This is a genomic window from Kocuria cellulosilytica (assembly GCF_040981245.1).
GTDB classification, from domain to species: Bacteria; Actinomycetota; Actinomycetes; order Actinomycetales; family Micrococcaceae; genus Kocuria; species Kocuria cellulosilytica.
The window spans coordinates 124,382-138,301 of the sequence record NZ_JAVFWZ010000011.1 but is presented as its reverse complement, the minus strand read 5'-3'; the positions used below and the strand labels follow the sequence as shown (position 1 = coordinate 138,301).

Genomic DNA, 13,920 nt, shown 5'->3' with positions numbered 1-13,920 from the left:
CAACCCATCAACCGAAAAAACATTCGGTATCAACAAACATGGCACACTATTGAGTTCTCAAACAACAGACCAGCAACCAGGCACCACACCCGGAAACCGTGTTGGAATTTTCGGTGCCCTCCGCGTCGGAACCTCTGTTCCCCGCCTCAGGCAGCTCAACCATCCTACGCAGTCCGTTCTCGCCGTGTCAACTTGCGTTGTCCCGGGTCCGGACCGTTCCGAACGGTCGCTTCCGCATGAACTAGGCAGCACCCGTGGGTCCTGCTGCTCTTTGCGGTCTCGTCGTCCGCCGGCCTCTCGGCCCTGCCTGACGACTCGATGAACACTACACCCCCGCCCAGGGGCCTGCAAGCTCGGCTCCCGGACAGGGGTGCAGCGCGCGTCGACCCGCGGCTCAGGCCTCCACGGTGACGGCCGCGAGGTGCTTCTTGCCGCGGCGCAGCAGCGCCCACCGGCCGTGCAGGAGCTGGTCGGGGCCGAGCTCGGCGTCCTCGCCGACGACCTTCTCGTTGTTGACGTAGGCCCCGCCCTCCTTGAGGGTCCGGCGGGCGGCGGACCTGGACTCCGACAGCCCGGTCGCCACCAGCAGGTCGGCGACCTGGAGCCGGCCCGGCTCCACACTGGCCCCGGGCAGCTCGCGGGTCACCGAACCCAGGGTCTCGGCGTCGAGCTCGGTCAGCTCGCCGCGGCCGAAGACGGCGGCCGAGGCCGCGATCGCCTTCTCGGTGGCCTCCACTCCGTGCACCAGCGAGTTGACCTCCCAGGCGAGGGTCTTCTGGGCCGCCCGCTTGTAGGGCTCCTCCGCCACCGCCCGGGCGAGCTCCTCGATCCGCTCGCGGGTGAGGAAGGTGAAGACCTTGAGCCGGTCGACCACGTCCGCGTCGGCGGTGTTGAGCCAGAACTGGTAGAAGGCGTACGGCGAGGTCAGCTCCGGGTCCAGCCACACGGCGTTGCCCTCGGATTTGCCGAACTTCGTGCCGTCGGAGTTGGTGATCAGCGGGGTGCCCACCGCGTGCACGGAGGTGCCCTCGACCTTCCGGATCAGCTCGGTCCCGGAGGTCAGGTTCCCCCACTGGTCGGACCCCCCGGTCTGCAGCGTGCACCCGTGCTCGCGGTAGAGGTTCAGGTAGTCCAGGCCCTGCAGGATCTGGTAGCTGAACTCGGTGTAGGAGATGCCCTCGTCCGAGTGCAGCCGCTTGGCCACGATGTCCTTCTTGATCATCGTGCCGACCCGGAAGTGCTTGCCGATGTCCCGCAGGAAGTCGATCGCGGAGAGCTGGGAGGTCCAGTCCAGGTTGTTGACCATCACCGCCCGGTTCCCGCCCTCGAAGGAGAGGAACCGCTCGACCTGGGCGCGCAGCAGGTCGACCCACTGCGCCACGGTCTCCTTGGAGTTCAGGATGCGCTCGGAGCTCTGCCGGGGATCGCCGATCAGGCCGGTCGAGCCGCCGACCAGGCCGATGGGGTGGTGCCCGGCGAGCTGGAGCCGGCGCATGAGCAGCAGCTGCACCAGGTGCCCGAGGTGCAGGGAGGCCGCGGTGGGGTCGAACCCGCAGTAATAGGTGACCGTCTCCTCCGACAGCGCCCGCTCGAGGGCCGCCTCGTCGGTCGACACGTGCACGAGGCCGCGCCACTGCAGCTCCTGCCAGACGTTGGCGAAGGACGGATCGTTGTGCTGGAGGTCCAGGTCTATTGCGTTCGACACGGCTTCCAAGGTACCAGGACGCGGAGGAGGAACTCCTCCGCGTCCTGGCGGCCCCGGCCCCCGGGGCTCAGAACCGGTCGAGGCCGGCGGGCAGCGGGCGGGCCGCGACGACGCGCAGCCGCTGGGTGGGCCGGGTCATGGCCACGTAGAGGTTGCCCACGCCGCCGCCGACCTCCTCGACGAGGGCCTGCGGCTCGACGACCACCACGGAGTCGAACTCGAGCCCCTTGGCGTCCCACGCGGAGAGGACCACCACCTGCCGGTCCAGCCGGCGGACCCCGGCGCCCACGAGCCCGGGCAGGGCTCCGGCGAGCGCGGTGCCGATCTCCTGCACCCGGTCCTCGGGCACGATCACGGCCACGAGCCCCCCGTTGACGAGCTCGAGCTCGGTGCGCACCTGCTCGAGCACGCCCTCGACCACGTCCGCGGCGCCGACGCGCTGCACGATCGGCGCCGCGCCCTCACGGACGGCCCGCGGGGCGGAGATGTCCAGGCCGGCGGCCCGGGCGACGTCGACCGCGGCCTCCGCGATGGCGGCGGGCGTGCGGTAGTTGACCGTGAGCTCGTCGAGGACGAACCGCTCCCCCACGAAGGGCTCGAGGGCGTCCCGCCAGCTGCGGGCGGCGGTGGCCGAGCCCGCCTGGGCGATGTCGCCGACCACGGTGAAGGACTTCATGGGGCACCGGCGCATGAGCACGCGCCACTGCATGGGCGTCAGCTCCTGCGCCTCGTCGACGACGACGTGCCCGTAGGCCCACGTGCGGTCCGCGGTCGCGGCCTCGGCGGCCGTCATCCGGTGCTGGCTCACCGCGTTGAAGTCGGTCAGCTGGGCCGCGGTCACGATGCCGTCCGCGCCGACGTCCTCGAGGCTCTGGTGCATGTTCTGCAGCGCGTGCTCGGCGTTGTCCGTGGCCTTGCGGTGCTCCCGGTCCGCCTCGGCCCGCCGGCGCACCCCGGCCTCGTCGAGGTCGCCGAGCAGCTCGGCGGCCTCGTCCAGCAGCGGCACGTCCGCGACGGTGAAGGGGGCGCCGGCCGGTCGCAGCAGCGCCTCGACCTGCGCGGCGTCCAGGTGCGGGGCGGCGGACTCGAGGTAGTGCCGCTTGCTGAAGAGCTGGCCGACCAGGGTCTGGGGCGACATCGGCATCCACGCGAGGTTCAGCGCGATCCGCACGTCCCGGGCCTGCCGGATGTCCTCCGCGAGGTAGGAGCGGTCCATGACGTTGCCGCTGGTGGTGTTCAGGTGCTCGCCGAGCTGCTCGGTGAGCTCCCGCAGCGCGATCTTCACGAAGGTGTTGCGCGCCTCGTTGTGCGGCTTGCCGGTGGCGCGGGCCTTGTCCCGGGCGCGCTTGACCATGCGGGGGGTCAGCGTCACGCGGTGCGTGTCGACGCGCAGGACCTGGTCCTGCGCGGGGACCTTCTGCCGGTCCCGCACGGCGCGCGCCACGACGTCGGCCATGTCGAGGCCCGCCTTGAGCCGGGCGGCGAGGGGATCCCGCTCCGGGACGGCGGCCACGCCGGGGAACAGTTCGGACAGGGAGGACATCACGACGCCGGTCTCCCCGAGCGCCGGCAGCACCCGCTCGATGTACCACATGAACGACGACGACGGACCGACGATCAGCACTCCCGCCTTGCGCAGCCGCTCCCGGTGCTCGTAGAGCAGGTACGCCGCCCGGTGCAGCGCCACGGCGGTCTTGCCGGTGCCGGGCCCGCCCTGCACCACGCGGACGCCGGGCAGCGGGGCGCGGATGATCCTGTCCTGCTCCGCCTGGATCGTCGCGACGATGTCCGACATCCGCCCGGTGCGCTTCTGGTTCAGCGCCGCGAGCAGGGCGCCCTCTCCGTGGAGCACGCCCTCGTCGTCGAGCATGTCGGGGTCGAGGACGTCGTCCTCGAGGGCGGCGACGTCGCGGCCCTCGAGGATCAGGTGGCGGCGCCGCCGGACGCCCATGGGGCTCTGCGCGGTGGCCTGGTAGAAGGCGGCCGCCTCGCGGGCGCGCCAGTCCACCATGAGCCGCTGGTGGTCCGCGGTGGCCAGGCCGATCCGCCCGACGTACCGGCGCTCGCCGTCCTGGCCGTCCAGGCGGCCGAAGACCAGCCGGTAGTCCACGGCCTCGAGCTGCGCGAGGCGGTCCTCGTAGTGGGACGCGAACGCGTCCCGCTCCGCGCGGTTCTGGTGGTTGCCGGACGACTCGCTGCGGCGCACGGCCGCGAGCTCCGCGGTCTTCTCGGCCCGCAGCTCGTCGAGCCGGTCGTAGAGCATCGCGACGTACGCGCGCTCGACAGCAAGTTGCTCGGCCGCCATCGTGGCGACGGTCTCTGCCATGGGGGGACACCTCGTTCCGGATCGAACAGACCATCGAGTCTAGCGGTCCGCGGGCGTTCGCACGGCGACGGCGCCGACCGGCGCGTAACAGGGCTTCGCCGCGTGGCGACGTCCCTGGTCAGACCCGGTACAGGGCCCGGACGCGGTGCCCGCCGAGCTGGCTGCGCCCCCGGAGGTCGGTGAGCTCCATGATCAGCCCGAAGCCGGCGACGTGCAGCCCCGCCCGGTGCAGCAGCTGTGCCGTAGCCCCGAGGGTGCCGCCGGTCGCGAGGATGTCGTCGAGCACGAGCACGCGGGCGCCGCGGGGGACGTCGTCGGTGTGGATCTCCAGCACCGCCGACCCGTACTCCAGGACGTACTCCTCCCGGAACGTCTCCCGCGGCAGCTTCCCGGCCTTGCGCACCGGGATGAGGCCCACACCCGTCGCGTAGGCCACGGCCCCGGCCATGAGGAAGCCGCGGGCCTCGATGCCGGCCACGTAGTCGAACTGGCCGCGGAAGGCGTCGGCCAGGGCGTCGACGGTCCGCCGGAAGCCGGCGCCGTCCGCGAACAGGGGCGTCAGGTCGCGGAAGAGGACCCCCGGTTCCGGGTAGTCGGGGATCTTCACGCACAGGCGCTCGATCATCTGCTCAACGGATTCAGTCACGCCGCTCATGCTATCCGTCGGGGCCCCGGGCCCGGTCAGCGGCGTCGGCGCGGGACCGCGCGGCGGTACGGGGAGACGGAGGGCTCGCCGGGGAGCCACCACCGCCAGGGAAACTCCGCGGTCCCGCCGGGGCCGGACACCCCGGTGCGCGGGCCGTGGCCGGCGGAGGCGCCGGTCCCCGGGCGGGGCAGGCGCAGGAAGAAGCCCGGCGCCGCGACGTCCTCGGCCGCGGTCAGCGGGGCTCCGTCGTGGCTCAGGTCGATGCCCAGGGCCTTGGCGAGGTTTCCCGGTCCCCGGGCCAGTGCGGCGTCGGGCACGGGGCCGGACCGGCCCACCGCGCGGCGGGCGCGGGCCAGGTCCGCGCCCGCGACCACCTCGCCGGCCCGGACCAGGCATCCTCCGGCGGTGCCCTCGGGGCGACAGACCAGGTTCACCGCGTGGTGCATCCCGTACGTGAAGTAGACGTAGACGTGCCCGGGCGCACCGAACATCGTGGCGTTGCGCGCGGTCCGCCCGCGCCACGTGTGCGCCCCGGGGTCCGGCAGGTCGGAGCCGTCCGGGCCGCCGTAGGCCTCGATCTCCGTGATCCGCAGGACCACGGCGCCCTCGCCGGTCCGGTGGCCGAACAGTCCGCCGAGCAGCCGCGGGGCCACCTCGGGAGCCGGCCGGGACAGAAGCTCGAGCAGCTCCGGCTCCGCGCCCGGCCCGGCACCGGACCCGTGCCGGTTCATCCGGCGACGATCGGGGCCCGCTGCGAGAAGGCCGCCGCCTCGGCCACCTGGCGCTCGAGCTCGCCGATCTGGGCGGCCACGGCCGAGGGCGCCGTCCCGCCCTGCGCGCTGCGCGAGGCCAGCGAGCCCTCGACGGTGAGCACCTCGCGCACCCCCGGGGTGAGCCGGGCGGAGATGGCGGCGAAGTCCTCGTCGGAGAGGTCCCACAGCTCGATGCCGCGCTGCTCGCACACCCGCACCGCGTCCCCGGCGATCTCGTGGGCGTCCCGGAAGGGCACTCCCTGGCGCACGAGCCACTCGGCGACGTCCGTGGCGAGGGCGAAGCCCTGCGGGGCGAGCTCGGCCATGCGCCCGGTGTTGAACGCCAGCGTCCCGATCATCCCGGCCACGGCGGGCAGCAGGACCTCGAGCTGGTCGATCGCGTCGAAGACGGGCTCCTTGTCCTCCTGCAGGTCCCGGTTGTAGGCCAGGGGCAGGCCCTTGAGCGTGGCCAGCAGGCCCGTGAGGTCCCCGATCAGCCGGCCGGCCTTGCCGCGGGCGAGCTCGGCGATGTCCGGGTTCTTCTTCTGCGGCATGATCGAGGACCCGGTCGAGAAGGCGTCGTCGAGGGTGACGAAGGAGAACTCCTTGGTGGCCCACGTGGTGATCTCCTCGGAGATCCGGGACATGTCCACGGCGATCATCGCGGTGACCCAGGAGAACTCGGCGTAGACGTCCCGGGCCGCCGTGCCGTCGATGGAGTTGTGCACGGCGGAGTCGAAGCCCAGCTCGGCGGCGACGGCGCCCGGGTCCAGCCCGAGCGAGGACCCGGCGAGCGCCCCGGAGCCGTACGGGGAGACCGCGGCGCGGGCGTCCCAGTCGATCAGGCGCTGGACGTCGCGGAGCATCGCCCAGGCGTGGGCGAGCAGGTGGTGGGACAGCAGCACGGGCTGGGCGTGCTGGAGGTGGGTGCGCCCGGGCATCGGGGCCTCCGGGTGGGCCTTGGCCTGGTCCAGGAGGGCCTGCACCACGTCGAGGACGTTGCGGGCGATGATCGCGGCGTGGTCGCGCAGGTACATCCGCCCGAGCGTGGCGATCTGGTCGTTGCGGGAGCGCCCGGCGCGCAGCTTGCCGCCGAGCTCGGGGCCGGCCCGCTCGATCAGGCCCTTCTCGAGGGAGCCGTGCACGTCCTCGTCCGAGGGGGCGGGGGTGTAGGCCCCGGAGCGGACGTCGGCCTCGAGCCGGTCCAGGGCGGCGAGCATGCCCTCGAGCTCCTCGCCGCTGAGCAGGCCCGCGGTGTGCAGGACCCGGGCGTGGGCGCGGGAGCCCGCGATGTCGTAGGGGGCCAGCCGCCAGTCGAAGTCCGTCGACCTGCTGAGCGCCGCGAGGGCGTCGGCCGGCCCCCCGGCGAAGCGCCCGCCCCAGAGCGCGCCCTCGTTGGTCCCGTGCTTGTCCTGCTGCGCCATGTCTCTCCTCGTTGCGTTCTGGCCGGTCGGTCCCGGCGGTGCCCGGCCGTCCGGGCCGGGCCCGGTGCTCCGGCGTGCGCGGAGGGCCCCCCCGCCGGGATGGGGCCCTCCGTCGTCGTGCCCGTTCCTGCTCGGCACGAGCCTACGTGCTCCTGACCTACTTGCCCTCGGCCGCGAGGCGCTGCTCGCGGGACGCCGCGACCTTCGAGGACATGCCGAACAGCTCGATGAACCCGCGCGCCTGGGACTGGTCGAAGGCGTCGCCCTCGTCGTAGGTGGCGAGGTTGAAGTCGTACAGCGAGGTGTTCGAGCGGCGGCCGGTGACCGTGGCCTGGCCGGCGTGCAGGGTCATCCGGATGTCGCCGTCCACATACTTCTGGGTGTCCTGGATGAACGCGTCGAGGGACTGCTTGAGCGGGGAGAACCACTGGCCGTCGTAGACGAGCTCGGTCCAGCGCTGGGTGGCGATCCGCTTGAAGCGGGCCTGCTCGCGCTCGACCGTCACGTTCTCCAGCTCCCGGTGCGCGGCGATGAGGGCCATGGCGCCGGGGGCCTCGTAGACCTCCCGGGACTTGATGCCCACGAGCCGGTCCTCCACGATGTCGATCCGGCCCACGCCCTGGGCCCCGGCGCGCCGGTTCATCTCCTGGATCGCCTCCAGCGGCGTGACGGGCTGGCCGTCGAGCGCCACCGGGATGCCGCCCCGGAAGCTGATCACGACCTCGTCGGCCGGCGGCGGGAACGTGGGGTCGTCCGTGTAGTCGTAGACGTCCTTGGTGGGGGCGTTCCAGATGTCCTCGAGGAACCCGGTCTCCACCGCGCGGCCCCACACGTTCTGGTCGATCGAGAAGGGGTTCTTCTTGGTCGTGGCGATGGGCAGGTGGTGCTTCTCGGCGTAGTTGATCGCCTTGTCGCGGGTCAGGGCGAGGTCGCGGACCGGGGCGATGCACTTGAGCTCCGGGCCCAGCGTCTGGATGCCCACCTCGAAGCGGACCTGGTCGTTGCCCTTGCCCGTGCAGCCGTGGGCCACGGTGGAGGCGCCGAAGCGCTTGGCGGCGGCCACGAGGTGCTTGACGATCACCGGGCGGGACAGCGCGGAGACCACGGGGTAGGCGTCCATGTACAGGGCGTTCGCCTGCAGCGCCGGCATGCAGTACTCCGCGGCGAACTCGTCGCGGGCGTCGGCCACGTAGGCCTCGACGGCGCCGCAGTCCAGCGCCCGCCGGCGGATGGTCTCGAGGTCCTCCCCGCCCTGCCCGACGTCGACGGCCACGGCGATGACCTCGGCCCCTGTCGCCTCGCCGATCCAGCCGATGGCCACGGAGGTGTCGAGGCCTCCGGAGTAGGCCAGCACAACGCGCTCGGTCACGGTGTTCTCCTTCGTCGGTGGTCCGGGCGCCACGACGTGGCCCCGCCTTCTGTGCATGACTATACACGTCAGCTTGTATTTATGCATACCGCGCGGGCCGCCCCCCGCCCGCACCGGCGCGCCACTCCTCAATTATGAATCGCTAGCAATAGCCCGGCGCTTCCGACATACTGGTCGGCAGGTGTCGTCCTCACCGATGAGCACACCCGGGCGGGCCGGAGCACTCGTGCCCCGGCCGGCCCGAACATCCGGTCCCTACCCCGAGAGGAACCCCATGACGAACGTTCCCGACCAGACCCTGACCACGCGCCAGGGCCACCCGGTCCACGACAACCAGAACACCCGCACCGTCGGCTCGCGCGGTCCCGCGACCCTCGAGAACTACGCGTTCCTCGAGAAGATGAGCCACTTCGACCGCGAGCGCATCCCCGAGCGCGTGGTCCACGCCCGCGGCACCACGGCCTTCGGCTACTTCGAGGCCTACGGCAAGCTCGGCGACGAGCCCATCGCCAAGTACACCCGCGCGAAGCTCTTCCAGGAGGCCGGCAAGCGCACCGAGACCGCCGTGCGCTTCTCCACCGTGGCCGGCGGCCGGGACTCCTCGGAGGTCGCCCGCGACCCCCGCGGCTTCGCCGTGAAGTTCTACACCGAGGACGGCAACTGGGACCTCGTCGGCAACAACCTCGGCGTCTTCTTCATCCGTGACGCCATCAAGTTCCCGGACTTCATCCACTCCCAGAAGCCGGACCCCGTGAACTTCGAGGCCGGCGTCGCCAACCGCGCGTTCGACTTCTGGAGCCAGTCGCCCGAGGCCATGCACATGGTCACGATCCTCTTCTCCCCGCGCGGGATCCCGGCGGACTACCGCCACCAGCAGGGCTTCGGCGTGAACACCTACAAGTGGGTCAACGCCGCCGGCGAGTCCGTGCTGGTGAAGTACCACTGGATCCCGAAGCAGGGCGTGAAGTCGCTGACCTCCGAGGACGCGGCGAACATCCAGGCCGAGACGCTCGGCTCGCACACCAAGGACCTCTACGACGCGATCGAGGCCGGCGACTACCCCGAGTGGGAGCTGCAGGTGCAGATCATGGAGGACCACGACCACCCGGAGCTGGACTTCGACCCGCTGGACGACACGAAGGTCTGGCCGGAGGAGCTCTTCCCGCCGAAGCCGGTCGGGCGCATGGTCCTCGACCGCAACCCGCAGAACTTCTTCGCGGAGAACGAGCAGATCGCCTTCGGCACCGGCGTGCTGGTGGACGGCCTGGACTTCTCCGACGACAAGATGCTCGTGGGCCGCACCTTCTCCTACTCGGACACCCAGCGCTACCGCGTGGGCCCGAACTACCTGCAGCTGCCGGTCAACGCGCCGAAGGCCCCGGTGGCCACCAACCAGCGCGACGGCCAGATGGCCTACGGCGTGGACGTGGCCCCCGGCCAGAACCCGCACGTGAACTACGAGCCGTCCATCACCGGCGGCGTGCAGGAGACCCCGAAGCCCGAGGGCTACCAGCCCGAGGTCGGCCCGCGGATCGACGCGCGCCTGACCCGCGCCCAGATCGAGCGGACCAACGACTACAAGCAGGCCGGCGAGCGCTTCCAGCTCCAGGAGGACTGGGAGAAGGAGGAGCTCATCGACAACCTGGTCGGCGCCCTGTCCCAGTGCGACCGCCCGATCCAGGAGCGCATGGTCTGGCACTTCTACATGATCGAGGACGAGATGGGCCGCCGCGTGGGCGACGGCATCGGCGTCTCCCTCGAGGACGTCAAGGACCTGGGCCCGCTGCCGACCCAGCGCCTGACCGAGGAGGAGCAGCAGCGCGTGGCCAACCTGGGCAACAACGGACCGCGCAGCGTGGAGGGCCTCACCATGACCCACTGCGTGCCCAACGAGCGCGTCGTCGTGGAGCGGGAGCCCCAGCGGAGCCCCGCGATGATGTCCAACTGATCCCGTGCCGGAGGCGCCCCGCGCGGGGCGCCTCCCCCGGGGTCCCGGTGGACCCGCGCACGGAAGGGGCCGGCCGCTGTCCAGCGGCCGGCCCCTTCCGTGCGTCCGGGAGGCGGGCTCAGCCGCGGCGCCCGGCGCCCTCGAGGTCGAGGGAGCGCTTGAGGATCTTGCCGGTCGGGCCCTTCGGCAGCTCGTCGACCACCTTGTAGTAGCGCGGGTGCTTGTACTTGGCCACGCGCTCGCGGACGAAGGCGTCCAGCGCGTCCACCGTCGCGCCCCGCTCCTCCTCGGGCACGTCCCGGAAGGCGACGACGGCGGCGACCTCCTCGCCCATCGCCTCGTCCGGGACCCCGACGACCGCGGCCTCGGCGACGCCCGGGAACTGGTAGATGACCTCCTCCACCTCGCGCGGGTACACGTTGTAGCCGCCGCGCAGGACCATGTCCTTCTTGCGGTCCACGATGTAGTAGAAGCCGTCCTCGTCCACCCGGGCGAGGTCCCCCGTGGAGAACCAGCCGTCGCGGATCGCGGCCTCGGTGGCCTCGGGGTTGCGCCAGTAGCCGGCCATCACGTACTCCCCGGCCACGACGAGCTCGCCGATCTCGCCCACGGGGACCTCCTCGCCGAGGTCGTCCACCACCTTGAGCTGCGCCCCGCGCACCACGGTGCCGATCGACCCCGCCCTGCGCCCGTGCGCCTGCTGGTTGAAGCACACCACCGGGGAGGTCTCGGACAGGCCGTACCCCTCGTAGATCGGCGCCCCGAACACCTTCTCGAAGCGCTCCAGGACCTCGACCGGCAGCGGGGACCCGCCCGAGACCCCGGCCCGCAGGCGGGGCAGCTCGACCGGCCCCTCGCCGGCCGCGGAGAGCAGCGCCACGTACATGCTCGGCACCCCGGCGAAGACCGTGACCTCGTCCCGCGCCAGGATCTCCAGCGCGCGGGCCGGGTCGAAGCGCGGCAGGAGCGTGACGGCGGCCCCGGCCTGGACCACGCCGTTGAGCGCCACGGTCTGGCCGAACACGTGGAAGAACGGCAGGGCCCCGAACATGACGTCCCCGGGGCCCAGGTCGAAGAGGCTCGCGGACAGCTCCGCGTTGGTCCGCAGGTTGTGGTGCGTCAGGACGGCGCCCTTGGGCCGGCCCGTGGTGCCGGAGGTGTAGAGCAGGACGGCCGGCTCGTCGTCGTCGCGCTCGGCGACCCCGGGACGCGGTGGCACGTCCGCGAGGGCCTGCAGGGTCCCGGCGGCCGAGACCTCGACCACGGGGACCTCGCGGTCGAGGTCGGCGACCGCGGCCCGGGTGGCCTCGGCCATGGCCTCCCAGACCAGCACCAGGGACACCTCGGCGTCCGTGAAGTGGTACGCGAGCTCCCGGGGGCTGAGGAGAGGGTTGAGGGGCACGACGACGCCGCCCGCGCGCAGGATCCCGTAGTAGGCGATCGGCATGTGCGGGACGTTGGGCAGGATCATGGCCACCCGGCCCCCCGCCCCGATGCCCCTGGCGGCGAGCATCGACGCGACCCGCGCGGACAGGTCGTCGAGGGCCCCGTAGGTCAGGACCCGGTCGTCGAGGACCACGGCCCGGGAGTCCGGGGAGGCCGCGGCCGTGTCGGTGAGCAGGGTGGCGAGATTCGTCATGGAGGAACTCCGGATCCCCGGTGCGCGGGCACCGGCGCGTGGTGAGCTGTGTCACACGAGCGTGCCAGCCGGTTACTGCAACGTCAAGACCCGGGTATTCCCGGGGCGGCGCGTGTCGCGGGCCCCGCCTTCGATAAACTGGGCGGCAGGAACCCCGTACGACCGACCGCGAAGGACCACCCGTGACCGAGAACTCCCAGCAGCCCCAGGACGGGGCGGCCCCCCAGCTGACCGACGAGGAGATGGCCTACGTGCTCTCCCTGTTCGAGATGGCCCGGACCGGGGACACCGAGAACCTGCTGCCGGCCGTGCGCGCGGGCGTCCCGGCCGACCTCACCAACGGCAAGGGCGACACCCTGCTGATCCTCGCCGCCTACCACCAGCACGAGGAGACCGTCGCGGCGCTGCTCGAGGCCGGGGCGGACCCGGACCGGGTCAACGACAACGGTCAGACGGCGCTGATGAGCGCGGTCTTCCGGGGCAACGAGACGATCGTCCGGACGCTGCTCGGGGCCGGGGCCTCCCAGACGGCCGGCGCCCACTCCGCCCTGGACTTCGCCCGCGTCTTCGAGCGCACGGAGCTCGTCCCCGTCCTGCAGGAGCACGCGGACCGCTGAGCCCGCCGGGCGTCCCCGCGCCGGCGGCCCGGACTCACTCCGCGAGCTCCAGGAAGCGGCGGGCCACGGCGGGACCGCCGTCGGCGTCCCGGCACACCACCACGATCGTGTCGTCGCCGGCGATGGTGCCGAGGACGGCGGGCAGCACGGACGTGTCGATGGCGGACGCGAAGTACTGGGCGGCCCCCGGCGGGGTGCGCAGCACCACGAGGTTCGCGCTCGCCTCGGCGGTCACCAGCAGCTCGCGGCACAGGCTGGCCAGGCGCGCGTCCAGCACCTCCTGGGTGATCCCCGAGGCGGGCGAGCGGTCGGCCCCGGCCTGCGGGACGGCGTAGACGAGGGAGCCGGAGCCGTCCCGGACCCGGACGGCCCCCAGTTCCACGAGGTCGCGGGAGAGCGTGGCCTGGGTGACCTGCACGCCGTCCTCGGCCAGCCGGGCGGCGAGCTCGGCCTGCGAGTGGATCGCCCCGCCCGTCACGAGGGCCACGATCCGGGCCTGCCGCGCGGTCTTGGTCGCGGGGATGCTCATGCCGGGACGGCGGGCGTGCCGGCGGCGTCCAGGTCGTACCGCCCGGACCGGGCCATGAGCCACACGAGGAGCGCCTTCTGGGCGTGCAGCCGGTTCTCCGCCTCGTCCCACACGACGGACTGCGGGCCGTCGATGACCTCGGCCGCGACCTCGGCGCCGCGGAACGCGGGCAGGCAGTGCAGGAACAGCGCGCCGGGCGCGGCCCGGGCCATCGCCGGGGCGTCCACGGAGTACGCGCGGAAGATCTTCGCCCGGGCCTCGGTCTCCGCCTCCTGCCCCATGGACACCCAGGTGTCGGTGCAGACCACGTCCGCCCCGGCGAGGGCCTCGGCCGGGTCCGCGGTGACCCGCACGGACCCGCCGGTCCGTGCGGCGCGCTCCTCGGCGGCCCGCACCACGGCCGGGTCCGGGTGGTGGCTCGCCGGGCCGGCGACGCGCACGTGCATGCCGGCGGTGGCCCCGCCCAGCAGATAGGAGTGGGCCATGTTGTTGGCGGCGTCCCCGAGGTAGGCGAAGGTCAGCCCGGCCAGGCGTCCCCGGTGCTCCCGGACCGTGAGCAGGTCCGCCAGGATCTGGCACGGGTGGTAGGCGTCGGAGAGCCCGTTGACGACGGGCACGGTCGAGGCCGCGGCCATCTCCTCCAGCCCGGACTGCGCGTAGGTGCGCCACACGATGGTCGAGACCATGCGGGAGAAGACGCGCGCGGTGTCCGCCACGCTCTCCTTGCCCAGCTGGGACTCCCCCGGGTTGATCATCAGGGGGTTGCCGCCGAGGTCCGCGATCCCGGCTGAGAAGGAGGTCCGGGTGCGGGTCGAGGTCTTGTCGAAGACCACGGCCACGGTCTGCGGACCGGCGTAGGGCCGGTGGGCCCAGCGGTCGGCCTTGAGGCGGAGGGCGAGCTCGAGCACCTCGGCCTGCTCCTGCTGGGAGAGATCGGTGTCGACGAGGAAGTGGCGGGGGGTCAT

General features: G+C 72.5%; 11 protein-coding genes. 2 read left to right on the top strand and 9 right to left on the bottom strand.

Going from position 1 to position 13,920, the window contains the following annotated elements; genetic code table 11:
* Positions 1-394: 394 nt before the first annotated feature.
* From tyrS to RCG67_RS15155, 6 genes are all read right to left on the bottom strand, one after another.
* A complete protein-coding gene (tyrS, locus tag RCG67_RS15180) occupies positions 395-1,705 on the bottom strand; it encodes a tyrosine--tRNA ligase (RefSeq protein WP_368827458.1) in 1,311 nt (436 codons plus the stop codon).
* Between the two features lie 67 nt (positions 1,706-1,772).
* Positions 1,773-4,031 (bottom strand): HelD family protein, encoded by a 2,259-nt coding sequence (locus tag RCG67_RS15175; RefSeq protein ID WP_368827457.1) that lies wholly within the window; start codon positions 4,029-4,031, stop codon positions 1,773-1,775.
* 118 nt (positions 4,032-4,149) lie between these two features.
* On the bottom strand, positions 4,150-4,686 hold the full coding sequence (locus tag RCG67_RS15170) for an adenine phosphoribosyltransferase (RefSeq protein ID WP_231738302.1): 537 nt from the start codon (positions 4,684-4,686) through the stop codon (positions 4,150-4,152).
* A gap of 26 nt (positions 4,687-4,712) precedes the next feature.
* Positions 4,713-5,408, bottom strand: coding sequence for a DNA-3-methyladenine glycosylase (locus RCG67_RS15165; protein WP_368827456.1), 696 nt, complete (start codon positions 5,406-5,408; stop codon positions 4,713-4,715).
* On the bottom strand, positions 5,405-6,853 hold the full coding sequence (gene argH, locus RCG67_RS15160) for an argininosuccinate lyase (RefSeq protein ID WP_368827454.1): 1,449 nt from the start codon (positions 6,851-6,853) through the stop codon (positions 5,405-5,407). Before argH ends, RCG67_RS15165 begins: the two co-directional genes overlap by 4 nt.
* Before the next feature lie 157 nt (positions 6,854-7,010).
* Positions 7,011-8,222 (bottom strand): argininosuccinate synthase, encoded by a 1,212-nt coding sequence (locus tag RCG67_RS15155; protein WP_058873541.1) that lies wholly within the window; start codon positions 8,220-8,222, stop codon positions 7,011-7,013.
* 274 nt (positions 8,223-8,496) lie between these two features.
* Here RCG67_RS15155 and RCG67_RS15150 point away from each other — a divergent pair, with 274 nt between their 5' ends.
* Complete coding sequence (locus tag RCG67_RS15150; protein ID WP_368827453.1) at positions 8,497-10,170, top strand: catalase; 1,674 nt, start codon at positions 8,497-8,499, stop codon at positions 10,168-10,170.
* A 118-nt stretch (positions 10,171-10,288) separates the two neighbouring features.
* On the opposite strand, the gene RCG67_RS15145 is transcribed toward RCG67_RS15150, so the two are convergent.
* Positions 10,289-11,809, bottom strand: coding sequence for a long-chain-fatty-acid--CoA ligase (locus tag RCG67_RS15145; protein WP_368827452.1), 1,521 nt, complete (start codon positions 11,807-11,809; stop codon positions 10,289-10,291).
* 182 nt (positions 11,810-11,991) lie between these two features.
* Here RCG67_RS15145 and RCG67_RS15140 point away from each other — a divergent pair, with 182 nt between their 5' ends.
* Positions 11,992-12,426 carry an ankyrin repeat domain-containing protein gene (locus tag RCG67_RS15140; protein ID WP_368827451.1) on the top strand — a complete coding sequence of 145 codons (435 nt, stop codon included), beginning with the start codon at positions 11,992-11,994 and terminating at the stop codon, positions 12,424-12,426.
* A gap of 34 nt (positions 12,427-12,460) precedes the next feature.
* Here the strand turns inward: RCG67_RS15140 and RCG67_RS15135 are convergent, their stop codons facing one another.
* Positions 12,461-12,955, bottom strand: a complete 495-nt coding sequence (locus RCG67_RS15135) for an arginine repressor (protein WP_058873538.1) — start codon at positions 12,953-12,955, stop codon at positions 12,461-12,463.
* Positions 12,952-13,920: an ornithine carbamoyltransferase gene (gene argF, locus RCG67_RS15130; RefSeq protein WP_368827448.1), complete on the bottom strand. Its 969-nt coding sequence runs from the start codon at positions 13,918-13,920 to the stop codon at positions 12,952-12,954. Before argF ends, RCG67_RS15135 begins: the two co-directional genes overlap by 4 nt.